Source organism: Streptomyces chartreusis NRRL 3882 (assembly GCF_900236475.1).
Lineage (GTDB): Bacteria > Actinomycetota > Actinomycetes > Streptomycetales > Streptomycetaceae > Streptomyces > Streptomyces chartreusis_D.
The window spans coordinates 2,073,070-2,093,986 of sequence record NZ_LT963352.1; the positions used below are offsets into that span (position 1 = coordinate 2,073,070).

At 73.9% G+C, this 20,917-nt stretch carries 19 protein-coding genes; 11 read left to right on the plus strand and 8 right to left on the minus strand.

Annotated features, from left to right (window positions below):
• The first annotated feature begins 19 nt into the window (after window positions 1-19).
• The 3 genes from SCNRRL3882_RS09235 (at window position 20) to SCNRRL3882_RS09245 (ending at window position 2,655) form a co-directional block, all read left to right on the plus strand.
• Window positions 20-1,540, plus strand: coding sequence for an FAD-dependent oxidoreductase (locus SCNRRL3882_RS09235; RefSeq protein WP_010034069.1), 1,521 nt, complete (start codon window positions 20-22; stop codon window positions 1,538-1,540).
• Between the two features lie 62 nt (window positions 1,541-1,602).
• Complete coding sequence (locus tag SCNRRL3882_RS09240) at window positions 1,603-2,457, plus strand: polysaccharide deacetylase family protein (RefSeq protein ID WP_010034067.1); 855 nt, start codon at window positions 1,603-1,605, stop codon at window positions 2,455-2,457.
• An 18-nt stretch (window positions 2,458-2,475) separates the two neighbouring features.
• Complete coding sequence (locus SCNRRL3882_RS09245; protein WP_010034064.1) at window positions 2,476-2,655, plus strand: hypothetical protein; 180 nt, start codon at window positions 2,476-2,478, stop codon at window positions 2,653-2,655.
• Here SCNRRL3882_RS09245 and SCNRRL3882_RS09250 read toward each other — a convergent pair.
• Both SCNRRL3882_RS09250 and SCNRRL3882_RS09255 read right to left on the minus strand, forming a co-directional pair.
• On the minus strand, window positions 2,647-3,318 hold the full coding sequence (locus tag SCNRRL3882_RS09250) for a hypothetical protein (RefSeq protein ID WP_010034061.1): 672 nt from the start codon (window positions 3,316-3,318) through the stop codon (window positions 2,647-2,649). The genes SCNRRL3882_RS09245 and SCNRRL3882_RS09250 overlap by 9 nt on opposite strands.
• Window positions 3,315-4,181 (minus strand): ABC transporter ATP-binding protein, encoded by an 867-nt coding sequence (locus SCNRRL3882_RS09255; protein ID WP_010034060.1) that lies wholly within the window; start codon window positions 4,179-4,181, stop codon window positions 3,315-3,317. Before SCNRRL3882_RS09255 ends, SCNRRL3882_RS09250 begins: the two co-directional genes overlap by 4 nt.
• 43 nt (window positions 4,182-4,224) lie before the next feature.
• Between SCNRRL3882_RS09255 and SCNRRL3882_RS09260 the strand changes: the two genes are divergently transcribed.
• Together SCNRRL3882_RS09260 and SCNRRL3882_RS09265 are read left to right on the plus strand one after the other, a co-directional pair.
• Window positions 4,225-4,986, plus strand: coding sequence for an aminoacyl-tRNA hydrolase (locus SCNRRL3882_RS09260; protein WP_050810166.1), 762 nt, complete (start codon window positions 4,225-4,227; stop codon window positions 4,984-4,986).
• 68 nt (window positions 4,987-5,054) lie between these two features.
• Entirely contained in the window at window positions 5,055-5,513 is a 459-nt protein-coding gene (locus SCNRRL3882_RS09265) for a DUF7144 family membrane protein (RefSeq protein ID WP_010034057.1), read from the plus strand.
• Window positions 5,514-5,526: 13 nt separating this feature from the next.
• Here the strand turns inward: SCNRRL3882_RS09265 and SCNRRL3882_RS09270 are convergent, their stop codons facing one another.
• Window positions 5,527-6,114 (minus strand): potassium channel family protein, encoded by a 588-nt coding sequence (locus SCNRRL3882_RS09270; RefSeq protein ID WP_010034054.1) that lies wholly within the window; start codon window positions 6,112-6,114, stop codon window positions 5,527-5,529.
• Window positions 6,115-6,315: 201 nt separating this feature from the next.
• On the opposite strand from SCNRRL3882_RS09270, the gene SCNRRL3882_RS09275 reads away from it, so the two are divergent.
• Complete coding sequence (locus tag SCNRRL3882_RS09275; RefSeq protein ID WP_010034053.1) at window positions 6,316-7,755, plus strand: DUF692 domain-containing protein; 1,440 nt, start codon at window positions 6,316-6,318, stop codon at window positions 7,753-7,755.
• A 23-nt stretch (window positions 7,756-7,778) separates the two neighbouring features.
• On the opposite strand, the gene SCNRRL3882_RS09280 is transcribed toward SCNRRL3882_RS09275, so the two are convergent.
• The 3 genes from SCNRRL3882_RS09280 to SCNRRL3882_RS09290 all read right to left on the minus strand — a co-directional run bounded on the left by SCNRRL3882_RS09280 (window position 7,779) and on the right by SCNRRL3882_RS09290 (window position 12,377).
• Window positions 7,779-9,260: an APC family permease gene (locus SCNRRL3882_RS09280; protein WP_029180759.1), complete on the minus strand. Its 1,482-nt coding sequence runs from the start codon at window positions 9,258-9,260 to the stop codon at window positions 7,779-7,781.
• Entirely contained in the window at window positions 9,257-10,828 is a 1,572-nt protein-coding gene (locus SCNRRL3882_RS09285; protein WP_010034049.1) for a GMC family oxidoreductase, read from the minus strand. Before SCNRRL3882_RS09285 ends, SCNRRL3882_RS09280 begins: the two co-directional genes overlap by 4 nt.
• An 82-nt stretch (window positions 10,829-10,910) precedes the next feature.
• On the minus strand, window positions 10,911-12,377 hold the full coding sequence (locus SCNRRL3882_RS09290) for an aldehyde dehydrogenase family protein (protein WP_010034047.1): 1,467 nt from the start codon (window positions 12,375-12,377) through the stop codon (window positions 10,911-10,913).
• A gap of 382 nt (window positions 12,378-12,759) precedes the next feature.
• Here SCNRRL3882_RS09290 and SCNRRL3882_RS09295 point away from each other — a divergent pair, with 382 nt between their 5' ends.
• From SCNRRL3882_RS09295 to SCNRRL3882_RS09305, 3 genes are all read left to right on the plus strand, one after another.
• Window positions 12,760-13,500, plus strand: coding sequence for a DUF4142 domain-containing protein (locus SCNRRL3882_RS09295; protein WP_010034045.1), 741 nt, complete (start codon window positions 12,760-12,762; stop codon window positions 13,498-13,500).
• An 86-nt stretch (window positions 13,501-13,586) separates the two neighbouring features.
• A complete protein-coding gene (locus tag SCNRRL3882_RS09300) occupies window positions 13,587-14,357 on the plus strand; it encodes a TIGR04222 domain-containing membrane protein (protein ID WP_010034043.1) in 771 nt (256 codons plus the stop codon).
• A gap of 118 nt (window positions 14,358-14,475) precedes the next feature.
• The gene (locus tag SCNRRL3882_RS09305; protein WP_010034041.1) at window positions 14,476-16,092 is read left to right on the plus strand and encodes an alpha/beta hydrolase; all 1,617 of its coding nucleotides are present in this window, start codon (window positions 14,476-14,478) and stop codon (window positions 16,090-16,092) included.
• Here SCNRRL3882_RS09305 and hemQ read toward each other — a convergent pair whose 3' ends face one another.
• Window positions 16,093-16,836, minus strand: coding sequence for a hydrogen peroxide-dependent heme synthase (gene hemQ, locus SCNRRL3882_RS09310; protein ID WP_010034036.1), 744 nt, complete (start codon window positions 16,834-16,836; stop codon window positions 16,093-16,095). It abuts the gene before it with no gap.
• Between the two features lie 5 nt (window positions 16,837-16,841).
• On the minus strand, window positions 16,842-18,308 hold the full coding sequence (gene hemG / locus SCNRRL3882_RS09315; RefSeq protein WP_010034034.1) for a protoporphyrinogen oxidase: 1,467 nt from the start codon (window positions 18,306-18,308) through the stop codon (window positions 16,842-16,844).
• A 158-nt stretch (window positions 18,309-18,466) separates the two neighbouring features.
• On the opposite strand from hemG, the gene SCNRRL3882_RS09320 reads away from it, so the two are divergent.
• A complete protein-coding gene (locus SCNRRL3882_RS09320; protein WP_010034031.1) occupies window positions 18,467-19,459 on the plus strand; it encodes a DUF4349 domain-containing protein in 993 nt (330 codons plus the stop codon).
• Window positions 19,460-19,486: 27 nt separating this feature from the next.
• Window positions 19,487-20,878, plus strand: a complete 1,392-nt coding sequence (locus SCNRRL3882_RS09325) for an FAD-dependent oxidoreductase (protein WP_029180758.1) — start codon at window positions 19,487-19,489, stop codon at window positions 20,876-20,878.
• Window positions 20,879-20,917: the final 39 nt, after the last annotated feature.

A 20,917-nucleotide genomic window follows, 5' to 3' on the forward strand; every position in this document is an offset into this window, starting at 1 on the left:
CGGGGGTACCCGGTGGCTCATGAGCGAGAAGCAGCAGGTCAGCAGCTCGTACTGGATCGAGACGGCACCGGACGGCCACCATCCGGCCCTGACGGAGGACCTGGACGTCGACGTGGCGGTGATCGGCGCCGGGATCGCCGGACTGAGCACGGCGTGGGAGCTGACGCGGGCCGGGCGGAGCGTGGCGGTGCTGGAGGCCGGGCGGGTCGCGGCCGGGGTCACCGGGCACACCACCGCCAAGGTCACGGCCCTGCACACGCTCGTCTACGACAAGCTGCGCCGCACCCGCGGCCCCGAGGGCGCGCGGCTGTACGCCCGCTCCCAGTCCGAGGCGATCGAGCGCGCGGCCGGCATCGCCGGGGAACTGGGCGTCGACTGCGCCTGGGAGAGCAGGAGCGCCTACACGTACGCCCGCGACGCAGCACGGGTGGATGAGCTGCGCGCCGAGGCGCGGGCGGCCGCCGAGGCCGGGCTGCCCGCGTCCTTCGTGACGGAGACCGGGCTGCCCTTCCCGGTGGCGGGCGCGGTCCGGGTCACCGGCCAGGCCCAGTTCCACCCCCGCAAGTACCTGCTGGCCCTCGCCGCCGACCTCGTCGAACACGGCGGGCGGATCTTCGAGGGCACCACGGTGCTCGGCCTGGACGAGGGCGAGCCGTGCCGGCTGTCGACCACGACCGGGGCGACGGTGCGGGCCCGGGACGTCGTCGTCGCGACGCACTACCCGATCTTCGACCGAGCCCTGCTCTTCACCCGGCTGACGCCGAAGCGCGAACTGGTCGTCGCCGGGACGATCCCCGCGGATCAGGACCCGGACGGAATGTTCATCACGCCCGACGAGAACACCCGCTCGGTGCGCACGGCACCGCACGACGGGGACCGGCGTCTGCTCATCGTCACCGGTGAGCACTTCACGCCCGGCACGGGTGACCCGCGGGCCGGTTTCGAACGCCTCACCGCCTGGGCCACCGAGCACTTCCCGGACCTGGACGTCACCCACCGGTGGGCCACGCAGGACAACAGCCCCACCGACACCGTGCCGATGGTCGGCCCGCTGCACCCGGGCGCCCGGCACGCGTACGTGGCGACCGGCTTCGGCGGCTGGGGCATGACCGGCGGCATCATGGCGGGCAGCCTGCTCGCGGCGCAGATCACCGGCGAGGAGCGCGAGTGGAGCGGGCTGTACGACCCGCGCCGGCTGAAGCCCGCCGTCCGGGAGGCGCCGGCGTTCCTCAAGACCCAGGCCAAGGTCGCCGGCCACTTCGTCGGGGACCGGCTGCGGCCCTCGCCGCCGGTGGAGTCCCTGCCGCCCGGCGAGGGCGCCGTGGTCCGCGCCGACGGGCACCACCGCCTCGCCGTCTACCGGGACGACGACGGCAATCTGCACAGCGTCTCCGCCCGCTGCACCCACCTGGGCTGCCTGGTCGCCTTCAACTCGGCCGAACGCGCCTGGGAGTGCCCCTGCCACGGCTCCCGCTTCGACACGGACGGCAAGGTGATCCAGGGCCCGGCGACCAAACCGCTGGAGCAGCGGGACATCTGACGGCCGGGTGATGCCCGCATCCGATACGCATAAGAGGACGATCCCGCTCATATCTTCATACGGTGATCACCCTTCTCCGCCGTGCCACCGCGGTGTGCGCCCTGAGCACGGCCCTCGCGGCGTGCGGGGCCGGCCGTCCCCCGCAGCCGCCCTCGCCGCCGGTGTCCGCACCGCCGTCGCGCCCTCCGACCCTCGCCCCCGGCCCCACCGGCCTGACCCCGGTCTTCGAGCACGGCCCCCGCACCCGCGGCAGGACCGTCGCCCTCACCTTCGACGCCGACATGACCGCCGGGCAGGGGGCCCGGGCGGCGGCGGGTGAGCGGTTCGACCATCCGCGGCTGATCTCGACGCTGCGCGCGCTGCAGGTGCCCGCCACCGTGTTCATGACCGGGCGGTGGGCCGAGCAGTACCCGGACCAGGCCCGTTCCATCGGCCGGGACCCGCTGTTCGAGGTCGCCAACCACTCCTACAGCCACTACGCGTACACGCCGGACTGCTACGGCCTGCCCACCGTGCCCGAAAAGCGCATGCGGTCGGACGTGGAGCGGGCGTACGCCGCCCTCCGGAAGGCCGGTGTGACGGATCCGATGCCGTACTTCCGCTTCCCCGGCGGCTGTTACGACCGGCGGGCGCTGAAGGCGCTGACACCGGCCGGTGTGACCGCCGTGCAGTGGGACGTGGTCGGCGGCGACGCGTTCGAGACGGACCCGGAGGTGGTCGCCCGGCAGGTGCTGGACGGCGTGCGGCCGGGGTCGGTGGTCGTGCTGCACTGCACGCGCAGCGCCGCCCCGGCGACCGAACGGGCGGTGCGCTCGATCGTGCCGGGGCTGCGCCGCGAGGGCTTCCGGTTCGTGAAGGTGTCCGAGCTGATCGGGGCGGCCGGCAGCGGTGCGCGGACCCGCCCGGAGGGACGCTGACCGGCCTACGCTGGACGTATGAGCGAGGACGACTACTGCCTGATCGACGCGACCAGGCCGCCCCGGGCGGACGGACCGCCGTACGCGGAGTGCGTGCTGTGCCGGGAGCCGACGGAGTATCCGGAGTCCTACAAGGGCATCACCCTCTGCCCCGTCTGTGAGTGGCAGGAGGCGCAGCGCACCGCCTGCTCAGGTTGATCTGCGGGCGGCGAGCGCACCGGCCAGGGCCAGCGCGGCGGCCGTGACCAGGACCGCCGCGGCCAGGGGCAGCAGCGGCAGCGGGACGGTGCCCGACCGGGAGCCGGTCACCAGCCCCTGCACCGCCGCCTGGGCCGGGGAGCCGGTGGCCACGAGGGACAGCAGCGCCGCGAGCAGCAGAGCCAGGACGGCACGGGCCCGCGACCGCAGCAGCGGCCGGCTGGTGAGCGCGCCGACCGCCGTGCCGAGCAGGGCACAGGCCAGCGCGGCGAGCAGTCCGGCCCCGCACGCGGGGGCGAGCGGGACCGGGGTGCGGTGGTCCGAGGCGACCGGAGCGCTCAGCAGCGTCACGCCGAGGGCCGCGACCGTGCCGAGCGTCACCGCGCCGGACAACGCCACCAGCAGGCAGGCCACATGGGCACGGGCGGGCCCGACCGCGGCCGCCACACAGCCCCGCGCGGCCTGCGGCTCCGCCGTGACACAGATCCGTGCCAGCCAGGCGGCGACGGGCAGCAGCGCGGCGGCCGCGTAGCCGAGCGAGTCGAGCACCGGCTGCCCGGCCTGGACGCTGATCGCGAGGAAGGCGGCGTACAGCAGGAACGGCGGGAGCCAGCGCTGGGAGCGCAGCAGCAGGGCGGCGTGGTAGCCCATCAGGGCGGTCATCGGGGGCTCCCCGGGGTGTCCGCCCGCTGCTCCACGCTCACCACGTGCCAGGGCGGGCGGGCCGTCAGCAGGGCGCGGAGCAGGACGTCGGAGCGGGAGGCGGGGACGGCGAGGCGGTAGGTGCCCGGCGTGGTCTCCTCGGCCGAGGCGACCGCCCGGTGCGCGTCCTCGGGCAGCCGCCCGTCCGGCGGGCCCTGCGCCACGACGGTGACGTGCGGGCCGGACGGGCCGGACCCCGGCGCCGCACACGGGACGAGGCTCCCGTCGCGTACGGCGTACGTCGCGTCGGGCAGGCCCGCGAGGCGGCGCGGGTCGTGGTCGACGAACACCACGGACCCGCCGGCCGCCGTGCGCTCGGCGACCGCCCGCTCCAACTCGGCGCGGGCGTCGGTGTCGAGGCCCGTCCACGCCTCGTCCAGCACCAGCAGCTCGGGCTCCGCCAGCAGGGCCTGGGCGACCGCGATCTTCTGGCTGGTGCCCTTCGACAGCCGCGCCATCGGCGTCCCGGCGTACGCGGCGGCGCCGAGGCGCTCCAGCCACTCGCCGGCGGCGCGGGCGGCCGCCGTACGGGTCAGGCCGTGCACGGCGCCGAGGTGGGTGAGATAGCCGACGGCGGTGAACGGCAGGGCCGGCGGGAACCGCTCGGGGACGTAGGCGGTGCGCGGGCGGCCGGTGATCCGGCCCTCGCTGGGGGCGTCGATGCCGGCGAGCAGCCGCAGGAGGGTCGACTTGCCGGTGCCGTTGGCGCCCTCGACGCGGACGAGCCGGCCCGGGGCCACCGTCAGGTCGACGCCGCGCAGCACCCAGGGGCCGCGCAGGCCGTAGCGGCGGCCCGCGTTCTGCAGGCACAGGTCGGGTCGCATGGGCCCCATCCTCCACGATCTTCCGGCTGGCACACTGGGATTCGTGAGCGAAGACCCGACGCCCGTGAGTGACAGCCCCTTCCGGTCCGGACCCTCGGCCCGCGACACGGCACCGCAGTTCGTGCTGCCGCTGGTCGTGCGGATCGAGCGGGCGGACCCGCCGGCGCGGACGGACGCGCTGGAGACGGCCGCGCGCGCCGTGCTGACGATCCTCAGCGACGAGCGGTCGGCCGGCGACGGCCCGTGGGCGCAGGCCGTGCGGGACTGGCAGGACGCCAGGATCCGCAAGGTCGTGCGGCGGGCGCGCGGCGCCGAGTGGCGGCGGGCGGAGGCGCTGCCCGGCATCACCGTCACCGGCAAGTCGGCCGAGGTGCGGGTCTTCCCGCCGGTCCCGCTCGACGGCTGGCCCAAGGACCTGGCCCGGCTCCAGGTCTCCGGCACCGACCTGGACGACCCGGAACCGCCGGTGGACGCGGACCCGGCCGCCCCCGTGCTGTGGCTGAACCCCGACCTCGGCATGTCGGCCGGCAAGGCGATGGCCCAGGCCGGCCACGCCGCGCAACTGGCCTGGTGGGAGCTGACCGACGGGGAGCGGGCCGCCTGGCACGACGCGGGCTTCCGGCTCGCCGTGCGGCCGGCCGACCCGGCGCGCTGGCCCGGGCTGACGGGCAGCGGCCTGCCGGTGGTCCGCGACGCGGGGTTCACGGAGATCGCGCCCGGCTCGTGCACCGTGGTCGCGGACCACCCGGCGCTGCGCCGGGAGCCCTACGCGCCGGGCGGCCCGGCGCTCACCCGTTCGGAGTAGCCGCAGGCGCGCCGCTCCTGGGCGGGTGCTCCAGTGGGGTTACCGGACAACCCCACCAGGAGGCAGCCATGACCAGCGCCGCGCCCCCTCCCCCCGCCCCGCCCGCCCCCGACCGGACGCCCGGCGGGTCCGGCTCCGGCGGTACGGGCGATCCCTGGGCGACCAGGGGTCTCGCTCTCGGCGGCACCCTGATGGTCGTCTACGGCGTGTTCGCGGTGCTCCAGGGCATCACGGCGATCGCCGACGACGAGGTGTACACGAGCTTCGGCGAGTACGTCTTCGAGTTCGACCTGACCGCGTGGGGCTGGATCCACCTGATCGTCGGGGTGCTCGCGGTGGCGGCCGGGCTCGGCCTGTTCACCGGGGCCGCCTGGGCCCGGGTCGTGGGCGCGGTCGTGGTCGGGCTGGCGCTGATCGCGAACTTCATGTGGCTGCCGTACCAGCCGTTCTGGTCGATCATCATGATCGTGACCGGCCTCTTCGTGCTGTGGTCGGTGTTCAACTACCGCTCCACCCGCGCGGCGTAGAGGCCGACCCGGTTCAGGAGGGCGGCGGGTGCCGGTCGCGCGCGGCGACCACCGTGTGCAGACGGCGCGAGAGCGCGGTGGCACCCGCCGTGAGGAAGACGAACGTGTACAGGATCTGGGCGACGGTCACCAGGCGGGCCTCCTGCCCGCTCGGGGTGATGTCGCCGTAGCCGACGGTCGCGAGCGTGACGACGGTGAAGTACAGCGCGTCGACGCGGGTGCTCAGGCCGGTGAACTGGCCCGGCCGCTGGGCGAGGGTGTAGTACCCCGACGAGAAGACCAGCACGGCCAGGCACATCAGCAGCGGGATCATGACGCCGGGCCGGGTGTGCGGCTTCTCCAGCACGACGTCGCGCACCTGGCGCAGCAGCAGCACGCCCAGCAGCCCCAGACACAGGACGAAAAGCGGCCAGCCCAGCCAGGAGCGGTCGTCGCCGAACCCCTCCAGCGGCAGCAGGAAATAGGCCGTGCCGACGGCGACCACGAGTCCCCCGGCGGCGGCCCACAACCGCCGGGAGGCCGCCGGGGCGGGGGCCGGGGCCTGTGGCTCCTGTTCCCGCTTCCGCGCGGGGCCGTGCGCCTGCTCGCTGCCATCGCGCATACGTCCGGTCTACGACGTATCGGGAGGTGGCGCGACCCTGGTGCCTCCGTCGGTGGGCCCGGGACGTCGGTCGGGAGCCCGGGCCGCCGGGGGCCGAACCTCAAATGTTCCTCTGAAGGCGTCCGTGGCGGGGTTCGGGGGCGGGCGGCTGGGCCATACCCCCCTCACGTTCGAGGAACCGGCTGTGCGGAGGAGGGGACGATGAAGCGACTGGGGACGGGCATCGGGTGGCGACCGGAGATCGCGGACGCCGTGGAGCGCATGCCGGGCATCGACTGGGTCGAGACCGTGGCCGAGAACGTCTGCCCCGGGCATCTGCCCGAGTCGCTGCGGCGGCTGCGCGAGCGCGGCGTCACCGTGGTGCCGCACGGCGTCTCGCTCGGCCTCGGGGGTGCGGACCGGCCCGACGACGGCCGTCTGGCCGCGCTGGCCGAGCGGGTGGAGGCACTCGGCTCACCGCTGGTCACCGAGCACATCGCGTTCGTCCGGGCCGGTGGTTCGCTGACGGCGACTCCGCACCTGGAGGCGGGCCATCTGCTGCCCGTCCCCCGGACCCGGGACGCGCTCGACGTGCTGTGCGAGAACGTGCGCATCGCGCAGGAGGCGCTTCCGGTGCCGCTGGCCGTCGAGAACATCGCCGCACTGATCGCCTGGCCGGGCGAGGAGATGACGGAGGGCCAGTTCCTCTACGAGCTCGCCGACCGCACGGGCGTCCGGCTCCTCATCGACGTGGCCAACCTGCACACCAACCACGTCAACCGCGCCGAGGACCCGGCCAAGGCCCTCGCCGAGCTGCCCCTGGAGGCCATCGCCTACGTCCATGTCGCCGGCGGTTTCGAACGCGACGGCGTCTGGCACGACAGCCACGCCCACCCCGTCCCCCGGCCGGTCCTCGACATCCTGAGCGACCTCGCGTCCCGCGTGTCCCCTCCGGGGGTCCTGCTGGAACGCGACGAGAACTTCCCGGAACCGGCGGAGCTGGAGGCCGAGTTGGCCTCCATCCGGCGGGCTGTGGAGGCGGGGGCCGTCGAGCGGGTGAAGGCCGAGGTGCGCGCGGCGGGCAACGCGGTCGCGGCGCGGCGGCAGGCGGCCGCGCCCGGAGGCCGGCGCGAGGTCCGCGCCGAGGCCCCCGTGCGCGGCGAGGCCGGGGCGCCGCGGTGCCATCGGACCGGGACGGCCGAGGCGACACGGGGCGCCTTCGGCCGGCCCGAACACCGGAGCGTCGACGAGGCCCGGCAGCGGCTCGGGGTCGCGCAGGCCGCGCTGCTGTCGGCGCTGGTCGCGGGGACGCCCGTGCCCGAGGGGTTCGACCGGGTGCGGGTCGGCGTACAGGCACGGGCGCTCGCCGCGAAGCGGGCGGACGTCGTGGGCAAGGTCGCACCGGAACTGCCGGAGATCCTCGGGGCGGACTACCGTACGGCCTTCCTCGGGTACGCCCAGACGCAGCCGATGACCGGCGGCTACCGGCGCGACGCGCTCACCTTCGCCGAGCACCTGCTGTCCGCCGGGCGGCCCGGGGACGCCGCTGCGCGGCGGGAGCTGCGGGAGTGGTGGCTGGAGCGGTCGGGGCCGGCGCCGCGATCGCGGCGCCCGGTCCGCCGGCTGGCCCGCGCCACCCGGAAGGTGCTGCTGCGGCGTTGACGCGGGGGCCGCCCGTCCGCTCGTCAGTCCTTCGACACGGCCCCGGTCTTCGGCACGGCGTCACCGGCGGGTGCGTCGCCGCGGCCGTAGTGGTGAGTGGTGAACATGTACAGCGCGCCGGTACCGACCACCACCGCGCCGCACAGCAGGACGATCCAGTTCTCGTACCACGGCTTCTCCGGGCTGCGGGCCCAGCAGATGTTGACGATGGCGAAGATGCCGTAGGCCAGCGCCCCGACGTTCACCGTGAGGCCCCAGCGGCCCAGGGTGAACTCCCCCGCCGGGCGCCACCCCTTGAGCCGGGCGCGCAGCGCGGCCAGCACCACCATCTGGAACGAGCCGTAGATACCGAGGATCGCGAACGACACGATGTTGGTGAGGGCGTCCTCGGAGAGCAGCGAGGCGAAGGCGATGAGCAGCGGTACCGCCGCGGACACGAACAGCGCGTAGCCGGGCACCGCGCGGGCGTGGGCGAACCGCCGCAGCAGCCGGTGCCCGGCGATCATCTCGTCACGGGCGTAGGAGTAGATGAGCCGCCCGGCCGCGGCCTGGAGGCTGATCGTGCAGGACAGGAAGGAGATCAGCACCACGGCCATCACCATCCGCGCCCCGGTCTCGCCCATGGCGTCGTACAGCACGTCCACCACGGGGTCGGCCTGCTCGCCCGAGATGACCGCGTTGAAGTCCGTGACCGACAGCAGCAGCGACATGCAGGTGAACGTGGCCGCGGCACCGCCGATGTAGATGGTGCGGCGCATCGCGCGCGGGATGACACGGCCCGGGTGGGCGACCTCCTCGGCCGTGTCGCCGCACGCCTCGAAGCCGTAGTACTGGTAGAAGCCGATGATCGCGGCGGCGAGGAACGCGGGCAGGTAGGAGCCGTCCCCCTCGGCGCCGTACGTGTCGAAGATGACGCCGAGGCCGTGGTGCCGGTGGGTGGACAGCAGGTAGATGCCGACGACGAGGGCGCCGATGAGCTCACCGGCGAAGCCGATGACGGCCGCCGCCGACAGCGCCTTGGTCCCCATGTAGTTGATGAGGACGGCGATGACGATCAGCACTGCGGTGCACAGCACGGTGGTGTGCACGGTGGTGTCGAAGCCGAAGAGGATGGCGATGTAGGGGCCGGCGCCGTAGGCGACGGAGGTGATGGTCACCAGCAGCGCCCACATGTACACCCAGCCGGTCATCCACGCCCAGCGCTTGCCCCACAGGCGCCGGGCCCAGGGGTAGACGCCGCCCGCGATGGGGTACTGGGCGACGATCTCGCCGAAGATCAGCGCGACGAGGAACTGTCCGCAGCCGGCCAGCACGAACGCCCAGATCATCGGCGGTCCGCCGTCGACGATCGCGGTGCCGAAGAGGGTGTAGGTGCTCACCACCGGGGACAGGTAGGTGAAGCCGAGGGCGAAGTTGGCCCAGGGGCCCATGTCCTTGCGGAACTCCGAGCCGGGCTCTGCCGAGGGAGCCCCGGCCGCCGGAGCGGGGGGCTGCGGACTGGTCACTGTCGGGCCTCCTGTTCCGCGGGGCCGGGGCGGTCGAGGATCAGATCGGCGGCGCGTTCGGCGGCGAGCAGGACGGTCACCATCGGGTTGATGGTGGGCATCGTCGGGAACACCGACGCGTCGACGATCCGCACGCCCTCGACGCCGAGCAGTCTCAACTCCGGGTCGCAGACGGCCATCGGGTCGTCCGGGGCGCCCATGCGGCAGGTGCCCGCCGGGTGGTAGACGGTGTGCGCCACGCGGCGGCCGTACTCGGAGAGGTCGGCGTCGGAGACGACGTCCGGGCCGGGCGCGACCTCGCGGACGAGCCAGTCGCGCAGCGGGTCGGTGGCGGCGACCTCGCGGGCGACCTTCAGCCCGTCCACGATGGTGCGCTCGTCGTGCCCCTCGGCGTCGGTGAAGTACCTGAAGTCCAGGGCGGGATGCTCGGCGGGGTTGTTGCTGCGCAGCCACATGCGGCCGGTGGAGCGGGCGCGCGGCACGTTCGGCGTCATGCACACCCCGTAGGCCGGCACCGGGTAGCCCAGGCGCTCGGTGTTGACGGTGAACGGCACCTGGTAGAAGTGGAACATCAGGTCGGGGCGCGGCTGGCCCTTGTCGCGGCGCAGGAACAGGCCGGCGTCGGAGTCCATCGCGGAGTTGGGCGGCAGCGGCCCCGCGGTCTCCCAGACGATCACGGACTCGGGGTGGTCCAGCAGGTTCTCGCCCACGCCGGGCAGGTCGGCCCGTACGCCGATGCCCAGGGCGCGCAGGTCGTCGGCCGGGCCGAGGCCGGAGAGCAGCAGCAGGCGCGGGGTGTCGATCGCGCCCGCGCACAGCAGGAGTTCGCGCTCGGCACGCACGGCGGCGGGTTCGCCGTCGGCGCCCCGGACGGCGACGCGGGTCAGCCGGCCCGACTCGTCCGGGAGCAGCCGGTGCGCCCAGGTCTCCAGCAGGAGCGTCAGGTTGGGCCGGTCCAGGACGGGGTGGAGGTAGGCGACGGACGCGGAGGAGCGCAGGTTGCCCTCCGGCTGGTAGGCCAGCGAGAAGAAGCCGGTGCCGTCGGCGAAGGGTTCGGCGTTGAAGTCGTCGACGACGGGGACGCCGAGGGCGCGGGAGGCCGCGGTGACGAAGTCCTGGGCGATGGGATTGCGGTCGGCCTCGGCGACCGGGACGATCTGTGTGAGCAGCCGGTCGCGGTAGGGGAGGATCGTTGCCGGGTCCCAGCCGGAGCAGCCCCGGCTCACCCAGTCGTCGAGGTCCTGAGGCAGCGGCAGGAAGCTGATCAGCGTGTTGTGCGAGGAGCAGCCGCCGAGGACTCGGGCCCGTGAGTGCAGGATGTGGGAGTTGCCACGCGGCTGTTCGACGGTGGTGTAGCCGTAGTCGAACTCCGAGCCGAGCAGGTTGATCCAGTTGCGCAGGCGCAGGATGCGCTCGTCGCCGATGTCGCTGGGGCCGCCCTCGACGACGCAGACGCGGCAGTCGGGGTCCTCGCTCAGGCGGGCGGCGAGCACGCAGCCGGCGGTGCCGCCGCCGACGATGACGTAGTCGTAGGCCGACTCGGCGCCGTGCGCGATGGTGGGGGCCATGCGGTGCCCTGCTTTCTGTGTCGTTCGTTGCGTCACGGGGTCGTTCCCTGCGCCACGGGCGGGCGGTGTGCCGCGGAGGGGTTCAGCCCTTGAACCAGCCCGAGGGGGCGGGGGCGAGGTTCTGGTAGATGTGCTTGGCCTCCTGGTACTCCCGCAGCCCGGTGGGACCCAGTTCGCGCCCGACGCCGGAGCGGCCGAAGCCGCCCCACTCGGCCTGCGGCACGTAGGGGTGGAAGTCGTTGATCCAGACGGTGCCGTGCCGCAGCCGCTGGGCGACGCGCTGGGCGCGGCCGGCGTCGGAGGTCCACACCCCGCCGGCCAGGCCGTAGCGTGTGTCGTTGGCCAGTTCCACCGCCTCGTCCTCGGTGCCGAAGCGCTCGACGGTGACCACCGGGCCGAAGACCTCCTCCTGGACGATCCGCATCGACCGGTCGCAGTCGGCGAAGATCGTCGGCAGCAGGAAGAAGCCGCGGCTCAGGGCGGGGTCGTCGGGGCGGGTGCCGCCGGTCACGAGCCGGGCGCCCTCCTCCTGGGCGACGGCGATGTAGCGCTCGACCTTCTCGCGGTGCTCGGCGGAGCTGAGCGGGCCGCTCTCGGTGCCCTCCTCCAGGCCGTTGCCGAGCCGGATCGCCGCCGCGCGGCGGGCGAGGGCCTCGACGAACCGGTCGTGCAGGGAGTCCTGGACCAGCAGGCGCGAACCGGCCGAGCAGACCTGCCCGGAGTGCAGGAAGGCGGCGTCCAGCGCGTAGTCCACGGCGGCGTCGAAGTCGGCGTCCGCGAAGACGATGTTGGGGTTCTTGCCGCCGAGTTCGAGGGCGATGTTGCGCGGTCCCTCGGCTGCGCTGGCCATGATGGAGCGCCCGGTGGTCAGACCGCCGGTGAAGGACACCAGGTCGACCTCGGGGTGGCTGGTCAGGGCCGCGCCGACGGTCGCCCCGGAGCCCAGCACCAGGTTGGCGACGCCGGGCGGCGCGCCGGCCTCCTCGATGAGCCGGATCATGGCGATCGTGGTGAGCGGTGTGGTCTCGCTGGGCTTGAGGACGAAGGTGTTGCCGGCGGCCAGCGCCGGAGCCACCTTCCAGGAGGCCTGGAGCAGCGGGTAGTTCCAGGGGGCGATGAGCGCGCAGACCCCGACCGGCTGGTAGACGACGCGGCTGAGGACGTCCGGGCCGACGTCCACGACCCGGCCGCCGTCCTTGCCCGCGAGTTCGGCGAAGTAGCGGAAGGCGTTCGCCACGTCCTTCACGTCGATGCGGGCCTCGGCCAGCGTCTTGCCGGTGTCGAGGGTCTCGGTGCGGGCGATGTCCTCCTGGTCGCGCAGCAGCAGGTCACGCACGCGCAGCAGGAGGTCGGCCCGGCGGCGGGAGGTGGCGTTGGCCCAGTCCTCCTCGACGAAGGCGCGCCGGGCGGCGCGTACGGCGCGGTCCACGTCGGTGGCGTCGGCCTCGTCGACGGTGGTGACGACGGAGGCGTCGTAGGGGTTGACCACCTCCCGCCGGCCACCGGCCGCCGCCTGTGTCCACTCGCCGTCGATGTACAGCTCGCCCACCGCGGGGCCTCCTTCGCATCCGGCCGGTGCCGATCGGCTCGACGGTCAGCAACATGGCCCATCGGGCGGGCGGCGGCCACGGGCCACACCGCCGCGACGGCGTCCCGGTGACCCAGAGGACCCGGGTGGGCTAGTCCCCCGCCTCACCCGTCCGCGCGCGAGTGTGCCCGACCTGACACCCGGGTCCCGCCCGCCTGGAGCCATGGATTGTTTTGCGCCTCTTTGCCCCGGCGAGTCCCCCGTCGCGCCTCCTCCAATCGTCCCGTGCTGCCCCCGTTGCAACCATTCGTCCCTGTACGGCAGTTGACGTAGACGCCGCAGTAACATGCAACTCCGCACCCGAAGCGCACTAGCGTGCGGTGCCGTACCAGGAGGCACCACCATGCGACCGCGACCCCCCGTCAAGGGCCGAGGCCTCGTCAGTGGCACGGGGCTCATCGTCACGTGTCTGACGGCGACGATCGCCGCGCTGGTCTTCTCCCTCTGGTCGTTCACCGACCGGCCGGGGACGGGACCGGACGCGCTGAACGCCCAGACCTTGCGCACGAGCTACGGCCCGTTGTCCGCGCTCGACCAGGACTTCCTCGTCAAGGTCCGGCTGGCCGGGCTGTGGGAGCTGCCCGCGGGGCGGCAGGCCCGGACGAAGGGAACCACGCCGGCCGTCCGGACGGCGGGCCGGCATCTCGTCGAGGGGCACAGGTTCCTCGACGAGCGGGTCCGCGGTGTCGCCGCGCGGCTGAACCTCGCGCTTCCGGACGCGCCCAGCGACCAGCAGAAGCAGTGGCTCAGAACCCTGGACACGGCACAGGGTGCCGAGTACGACCGCCAGTTCGCCAACATCCTGCGCGTGGCGCACGGCAGGGTCTTCTCGGTCGTCGCCCAGGTCCGTGCGAGCACCCGCAACTCGCTGGTGCGCGACCTCGCCGACGACGCCAACACGACCGTCCTCGACCACATCAAGGTCCTGGAGGCCACGGGCTACGTCGACTTCGACGCCGTGGCCCGCGACATGGCCACCGCCGGCCCTCCCCCGACGGCCGCCCCGCCTCCGGCCTCGGCCCCGGACCCGGGCCCGGCCTTCACGCTTCCGCCACCCACGTTCCGCCCGCCGCCGGAGCCGTGAAACGGAACGTCACATACCGACAACACTCCGTCCGGATCGTGAACGAGGCATGGTGTTTTCGGGACCGTGTCACATACAAACAACATATGCTCTGGGTTCTTTTCCTGCTGGCGGCCTGGGCCGTGGCCGGCACGGCGTGCACACGCCTGTGCCTGGCCGCCGTACGCGCCGCGACCGATGACACGGACACCGGCCGGATCCATGAACTCACGCTGTACGAGGCCGCGTTCCTCTCCGGCGGGCCCCGGCGGGTCGCCGACGTGACCCTGGTCGCCATGGCGCGCCAGCGCCGGCTGCTCCTGGCCCACACCGGCTGGGCGACGGTCGTCGATCCGCGCGGGCGGGACGAGATGGAGCGGTCGGTCATCGGGGCCATCGGCCCCGAGGGCCAGTCCCGGATCGCGCCGGTGCGGGCCACCGCCGCCACGGCGGACGCGATACACGGTATCGCCGACCGGCTGGTGCGCGCGGGACTCGCGGTGCCCGACAGCTCCCGTACGACGGTCGCCGCGGCCGTCCGGCAGGTGCGCTCGGCGGCCGTCGCCGTACTCGGCCTCGGCCTCGCCGCGCTGCTGACGCCGGTTCCGCCGGACCTGCCACGTCACCTGGTCGCCCTGTGGTTCGCGCTGCCGCTCGCCCTGACCCTGAGTTGCCTCGCCGTCGCCCGCATCGAGATCCACCCGTACTCGCGCTGGGCCTCCCCGGCCGGCCAGCGGCTGCTCGGCGCCCTGACCCGGAACGCGGACGGCACCGCCGACGACCGTACGTACCTCACGTCCGTGGCGGTACGCGGTGTCCGCGCGATCGGCGAACCGGATCTGCGCGCCGCTTTCACGCACCGCGAGGCACACGACTGACAGACCCCGGGGGGCGCACAGGGGGCATTGGCGCCGACACCGGCGGACGGTGCTTGCCTTCCCCAACCACCGCACCAAACATCCCTTTTGTCGCCACCGTGCACCGAAGGGATACGCAATGAGAGCCGCGCTGCTCTACTCGGCCGCAGGATCCTTGCTGCTGAGCGCCCTCACCACCGCCCCGGACACCGAGGGCTCAAGGGCCGCGGCCGAGCTGCGCGGCACCGCGGTGGCCGCCGCGCGGGCCAAGGCGGCCGGCATCGACTTCGGCCCGTGTCCCGACGCGCAGGATCTCCCCGGCACCATGCAGTGCGGCACCGTCACCGTCCCGCTGGACTACGCCAGGCCCGACGGCAGGCAGATCGAGCTCGCCGTCGGCCGCGCCCGGGCCACGCACAAGGACCCGCACAACAGCAAACGCACGGTCCGCCGCCAGGGCGCCCTGGTCTACAACCCGGGCGGCCCGGGCGCCTCCGGCCTGTACTTCCCCCTCGTCGGCCTGCTCCCCGAGTGGAAGCGGATCGCGGCCGCGTACGACCTCGTCGGCTACGCCCCGCGCGGGGTCGGCCGCTCCGCACCGCTGTCCTGCACGGACCCCAAGCGGTTCTTCAAGGGGCCCACCCAGGCGCCGACACACCCCTCGGAGTCGTACAAGAGGGAACGCATCGCGCAGGCGAAGGCGTACGCGCGCGGCTGCGCGGAGCGGGCCGGCGGCGCGCTGCGGCACTACCACTCGCTGAACAACGCCCGCGACCTCGACGTCCTGCGCGCCGCGCTCGGCGAGGAGCGGCTGACCTTCATGGGCTCGTCGTACGGCACGTACTTCGCCGCCCTGTACGCGACGCTGTTCCCCGCCCACGTACGGCGGATGGTGTTCGACTCGGCGGTCGACCCCGCCCCCGCGCGGATCTGGTACCGCAACAACCTCGCCCAGTCGGCGGCGTTCGAGGGCCGCTGGGCGGACTTCCGGGCGTGGGTCGCCCGGCACGACGAGGTGTACGGGCTGGGCAGGACCGCGCGGGAGGTGCGGCGCAGCTACGAGCGGGCGAGCGCCCGGCTGGCCGTCGAGCCGGCCGGCGGGAAGGTCGGGCCCGGGCAGCTGCAGGGGGCGTTCCTCCAGGCCGGGTACTACGACGACCAGTGGCCGCACCGGGCCCACGCGCTGTCGGCGTACCTCAAGGGCGATCCCAAGCCACTGGTCGAACAGGCGGAACAGCGCGCGGAGGCCGCCGTCGAGGCGGAGAACGCACGCGCGGTCTACGTCGCCGTCGAGTGCAACGACGCCCCCTGGCCGACGGACTGGGACGTGTGGAACCGGGACAACACCCGGCTCGCCCGGCTGGCGCCCTTCGAGACCTGGGACAACGTGTGGATGAACCTGCCCTGCGCCTACTGGGAGGGGCCGCGGCAGCGGCCGCTCGACGTCGGCACCGGGCCGGGCGAACTGCCGCCGACGCTGATCCTGGCCGCCGAGCGGGACGCCGCGACGCCGTACGACGGTGCCCTCGAACTCCACCGCCGCCTGGCGGGCTCGGTGCTGGTGACGGAGCGGGACGCCGGCTCGCACGGCCTGGCGGGCGGGCCGAACGCCTGCGTCAACGGCCATGTGGAGGCGTACCTGCTGGAGGGCCGGCTGCCGGGACGGCGTACGGACTGCGCCGCGCATCCGGAACCGAAGCCGCAGTCGCGGTCGGCGGCCCCGCAGCGGCCCGGGGCCGACCGACCGCTCGGCTGATCAGGCCAGGCCCGCGACCAGCTCCGCGATGTCCTTGCGGCGGCCCGTGAAGAACGGGACCTCCTCGCGGACGTGCCGACGGGCCTCCGAGGCCCGCAGGTGACGCATCAGGTCGACGATGCGGTACAGCTCGTCGGCCTCGAAGGCGAGGATCCACTCGTAGTCGCCGAGGGAGAACGAGGCGACCGTGTTGGCGCGCACGTCCGGGAAGCCGCGGGCCATCTTGCCGTGGTCGGCGAGCATGCGGCGGCGGTCCTCGTCGGGCAGCAGATACCAGTCGTAGGAGCGCACGAAGGGGTAGACGCTCACGTAGTTGCGGGGCGTCTCGTCGGCGAGGAACGCCGGGATGTGCGAGCGGTTGAACTCGGCGGGGCGGTGCAGCGCCATGTTCGACCACACCGGCGTGAGCGCCCGGCCCAGCTTCGTGCGGCGGAAGAGGTTGTACGCCTCCTGCAGCGCGTCGCTGGTCTCCGCGTGCCACCAGATCATGAGGTCGGCGTCGGCGCGCAGGCCCGAGACGTCGTACGTGCCGCGGATGGTCACGTCCTTGGCGGCGAGCTGGTCGAACAGCTCCTGGACCTCGTCGGCGTACCCGGCGCGGTCCTCGGGGAGGACGTCCTTCAGCCGGAAGACGGACCAGAGCGTGTAGCGGATGACCTCGTTGAGGTCCTTGGCCAGCTTGCCCTTGTTCGGGATGCGGTCGGGCTCGGTGCTGGAGGCCGTGGTGGAGGCGTCGTCACTCATGCTCCTCATTCTCCCGCTCCGCCGTGCAGGCTCTGCACCGGGTGGGCGGTGAGCTCCTCCACACCCCGCAGGTCACCGTGGATCTGGTCGGCGGCGGCGTACGCGCTCGCGATGCACGCCGGGATGCCGACGCCGTCGTACTGGGCGCCGCACACGGCGAGCCCCGGGAGCTTCGCCACGTGCTCGCGGATGCGGGCCACGCGCGCGTGGTGGCCGACGGGGTACTGGGGCAGGCCGTCGTCCCAGCGGGTGACGCGCGTGGCGACGGGTGTGGCGTCGAGGCCGGTCGCCGCCTTCAGGTCGTGCCGGGAGACCGCCACGAGCTCGCTGTCGTCGCGCCGGAGGATCTCCGTCTCGCCGTACCGTCCGACGGAGGTGCGCAGGACGACGAGGTCGGGGTTCTCGTCGGCGATCCAGCCCCACTTCTGCGAGGCGAAGGTCGACGCCTTGATGGTGCGCCCGTCCACCGGCGGCACGAGAAAGCCGCTGCCCTCGGGCAGGCCCGCCTCGGCGCGGCGGTAGGCGAGGGTGACCAGGGCCATGGAGGCGTACTCGACGCCGCCGAGCTCGGCGGCGGCCCCGGGGGACGCCGTGCGCAGGAGGCGGGCGGCGGCGGGGGCGGGGACGGCGAGCACCACCGCGTCGGCGTGCAGCACCCGCTCACCCGCGACCACGCGCCATCCGCCGCCGTCCGCGGCGCTGTGGTCCAGCTCGGTCACCGGCGTCCCCGTGAGGATCTCGCCCCCGCGTGCCCGCACCGACTCCGCCACCGCGAGGGGCAGTGTGCCGACGCCGCCCTGGATGCCCATGAACACCGGGCCGGTCTGCTGGGCGGCGGCCGCCTTCGCCTGGATCTCGCGGACCCCCTCGGTCAGGGAGGCGTGGCTGCGGGCCGCCTGGAAGAGCTGCGGGACGGCCGACCGCATCGAGATGCGGTACGCGTCGCCCGCGTACACGCCCCCCAGCAGGGGTTCCACCAGGCGGTCGACGACCTCGCGGCCGAGGCGCGCCGCCACGTACTCCCCGACGGCCACGTCGTCGCCGACCTCCGTGCGGGGCAGCTCGGCGTCGCGGTCGATACGGGCGAGGCCCTCGTCGGACAGCACCCCGGACAGGGCCGCGGCGGTGCCGGGCACGCCCATCACGTGTCCCTTGGGCATCGGACGCAGCGCGCCCCGGGTCCAGATCGAGGCCGTCGCGGTCGCGGGCGGCTGGAGCCGGTCGGCGAGGCCGGCCTCCCGGGCGAGCGCCACCGCCTCGGGGCGGCGGGCAAGCATCGACTCGGCGCCGAGGTCCACGCGCGCGCCCGCGATCTCCCCGGGCAGCAGCTTGCCGCCGACCCGGCCGGAAGACTCCAGCACGGTGACCCGCGCCCCGCGCTCCAGCAGCCGGTGGGCCGCGGCCAGTCCCGCGATTCCCGCCCCGATGACGACGACCTGCCCGGTGCCCGCACCGGCTTGAACTTCGCGCATGCCCCCAGCCTCTCAGACCCCGCTGACAGCGCTCCCGCGCCCCGGTGTCCTTCACGAGTCCCGACCGTGACCGCATCGGAACCGTCCCGGACCAAACGTCCGGCACCGCCCGGGCGTCGAAGAAACGTCAGCCCAACCGATCCTCGGGGGATGCCCACATGCGCACACGACGACCCGCCCGCCGCCCCGCCCCGGCCCTGGCCGCGCTCCTGCTGGCCGCGGCCCTCGCGCTCGCCGGATGCAGCGGTGCGGGCGAGGACTCCGCCGGCAGCACCGCCGCCGACCACGGGGCCGCCGCCCCGCAGTCGGACGAGAAGGCCGGCGCGAACGAGGCCGCCCCCGGCGGCGCCGGGAGCGGAGCCAGGGCGACCGCCCCGCCGCAGCTCCCCACGAGCCACATCATCCGCACGGCCGCGCTGACCGTGCAGGTCAAGGACGTGCCGAAGGCCCTGGAGGAGGCCCGCACCGGTACCGAGAACGCGGGCGGCTACGTCGGCAACGAGACCACCACCCGGGACGAGGAAGGCCGCGAGCGCACCCGGGTCGTGCTGCGCGTACCCGTCGAGAAGTACGACGCGGTCCTCACCGAGCTGGAAGGTGCGGGCAAGCTCCTCGACCGCAGCGCCAAGGCGGAGGACGTCACCGACCAGGTGGTGGACGTGGAGAGCCGCATCAAGTCGCAGCGCGCGAGTGTGGCCCGGATCCGCGAGCTGATGGACCGGGCCACGAAGCTCGGCGACGTGGTGACCCTGGAGGGCCAGCTGAGCACCCGCCAGGCCGACCTGGAGGCGCTGCTCGCGCGCCAGGAGTCCCTGAAGGACCGCACGAGCCTGGCCACCATCACCCTGTCGCTGTCCGAGACCCCGGTGAAGAAGGAGGCGAAGGACGACGACCCGGGGTTCGTGGACGCGCTCGCGGGCGGCTGGAACGCGTTCGTGACGATGCTGCGCTGGCTCGCGGTGGCACTCGGCGCGGTCCTGCCGTTCGCGGCGGTGGCCGCCCTGCTCGCGCTGCTCTGGCTGCGCGTCGTACGCCCCCGCCTCCCGCGCCGCCCGCGCCCGGCGCCCGCCACGAGCGCCCTGGGCCCGCTGCCGACGGCCCGGCCGGCCCCGCAGTCCGCGCCCGCGCGAACTCCTGACGAGCAGGACTGAAATGCCCTGCGCCCGTAGCGTGTTCGCATGAACATGAGCCGTACGCGCAGGGAGCGACTGATCGTGATCGGCGGCGACGCCGCGGGGATGTCCGCGGCGTCGCAGGCCCGCCGCCTGAAGGGCCCCGACGAGCTGGAGATCGTGGCGTTCGAACGGGGCCACTTCACGTCGTACTCGGCGTGCGGCATCCCGTACTGGGTGGGCGGCGACGTCACGGACCGGGACCAGCTCATCGCCCGCACCCCCGAGGAGCACCGGGCGCGGGACATCGATCTGCGCCTGCGCACCGAGGTCACGGACATCGACCCCGACGGGCAGCGCGTACGCGCGCGTGACGTGGACTCCGGCGCCGAGTCCTGGACGTCGTACGACAAACTCGTGATCGCGACCGGCGCCCGGCCGATCCGGCCGGACCTGCCGGGCATGGACGCCCCCGGGGTGCACGGCGTGCAGACGCTGGACGACGGCCAGGCGCTGCTCGACACGCTGGCACGCACGCGTGGCCGCCGCGCGGTGGTCGTCGGGGCCGGCTACATCGGCGTGGAGATGGCCGAGGCGCTCATCAACCGCGGCTACGAGGTGACGGTCGTCAACCGCGGCAGCGAGCCCATGTCGACCCTCGACCCCGACATGGGCCGCCTGGTGCACAAGGCCATGGAGGGCCTGGGCATCACGATGGTGAACGACGCCGAGGTCACCAAGATCCTCACGGGCGACGACGGCCGGGTCCGGTCGGTGGCCACCCAGGACCGCGAGTTCCCGGCGGACGTCGTCGTGCTCGGCATCGGTGTCCGCCCCGAGACGGCGCTCGCGAAGGCGGCCGGCCTCCCCCTCGGTACCCACGACGGCCTTCTCACGGACCGCTCGATGCGGGTGCGCGGCCACGAGAACATCTGGGCGGGTGGCGACTGCGTCGAGGTCCTCGACCTGGTCTCCGGCCAGGAACGGCACATCGCGCTCGGCACCCACGCCAACAAGCACGGCCAGGTCATCGGCACCAACGCGGGCGGCGGCTACGCCACCTTCCCGGGCGTGGTCGGCACGGCGGTCAGCAAGGTCTGCGACCTGGAGATCGCGCGCACGGGACTGCGCGAGAAGGACGCCCACCGCGTGGGCCTGCGCTTCGAGGCGGTCACCATCGAGTCGACCAGCCGCGCGGGCTACTACCCGGACTCCTCCCCCATGACGGTCAAGATGCTCGCCGAACTCCGCACGGGCCGCCTCCTCGGCGTCCAGATCGTCGGCCGGGAGGGCGCGGGCAAACGAGTCGACATCGCCGCGGTCGCCCTCACGGCCGGCATGACGGCGGAACAGATGACGACCCTGGACCTGGGCTACGCACCGCCGTTCTCCCCCGTCTGGGACCCGGTCCTGGTGGCGGCCCGCAAGGCGGCGGCAAAGGTCCGCGGTTCCTCGTAGGGGACCCGCGCTCGGCGGCGAACCCACACCCCTACGGCG

What these genes read in the sequence shown, in the direction of transcription:
- SCNRRL3882_RS09235 (WP_010034069.1), top strand. Translation starts at nt 20, where the DNA reads ATGAGCGAGAAGCAGCAGGTCAGCAGCTCGTACTGGATCGAGACGGCA.
- SCNRRL3882_RS09245 (WP_010034064.1), top strand. Translation starts at nt 2,476, where the DNA reads ATGAGCGAGGACGACTACTGCCTGATCGACGCGACCAGGCCGCCCCGG.
- SCNRRL3882_RS09250 (WP_010034061.1), bottom strand. Translation starts at nt 3,318, where the DNA reads ATGACCGCCCTGATGGGCTACCACGCCGCCCTGCTGCTGCGCTCCCAG.
- SCNRRL3882_RS09255 (WP_010034060.1), bottom strand. Translation starts at nt 4,181, where the DNA reads ATGCGACCCGACCTGTGCCTGCAGAACGCGGGCCGCCGCTACGGCCTG.
- SCNRRL3882_RS09265 (WP_010034057.1), top strand. Translation starts at nt 5,055, where the DNA reads ATGACCAGCGCCGCGCCCCCTCCCCCCGCCCCGCCCGCCCCCGACCGG.
- SCNRRL3882_RS09270 (WP_010034054.1), bottom strand. Translation starts at nt 6,114, where the DNA reads ATGCGCGATGGCAGCGAGCAGGCGCACGGCCCCGCGCGGAAGCGGGAA.
- SCNRRL3882_RS09275 (WP_010034053.1), top strand. Translation starts at nt 6,316, where the DNA reads ATGAAGCGACTGGGGACGGGCATCGGGTGGCGACCGGAGATCGCGGAC.
- SCNRRL3882_RS09285 (WP_010034049.1), bottom strand. Translation starts at nt 10,828, where the DNA reads ATGGCCCCCACCATCGCGCACGGCGCCGAGTCGGCCTACGACTACGTC.
- SCNRRL3882_RS09295 (WP_010034045.1), top strand. Translation starts at nt 12,760, where the DNA reads ATGCGACCGCGACCCCCCGTCAAGGGCCGAGGCCTCGTCAGTGGCACG.
- SCNRRL3882_RS09300 (WP_010034043.1), top strand. Translation starts at nt 13,587, where the DNA reads ATGCTCTGGGTTCTTTTCCTGCTGGCGGCCTGGGCCGTGGCCGGCACG.
- SCNRRL3882_RS09305 (WP_010034041.1), top strand. Translation starts at nt 14,476, where the DNA reads ATGAGAGCCGCGCTGCTCTACTCGGCCGCAGGATCCTTGCTGCTGAGC.
- hemQ (WP_010034036.1), bottom strand. Translation starts at nt 16,836, where the DNA reads ATGAGTGACGACGCCTCCACCACGGCCTCCAGCACCGAGCCCGACCGC.
- hemG (WP_010034034.1), bottom strand. Translation starts at nt 18,308, where the DNA reads ATGCGCGAAGTTCAAGCCGGTGCGGGCACCGGGCAGGTCGTCGTCATC.
- SCNRRL3882_RS09320 (WP_010034031.1), top strand. Translation starts at nt 18,467, where the DNA reads ATGCGCACACGACGACCCGCCCGCCGCCCCGCCCCGGCCCTGGCCGCG.
- SCNRRL3882_RS09325 (WP_029180758.1), top strand. Translation starts at nt 19,487, where the DNA reads ATGAACATGAGCCGTACGCGCAGGGAGCGACTGATCGTGATCGGCGGC.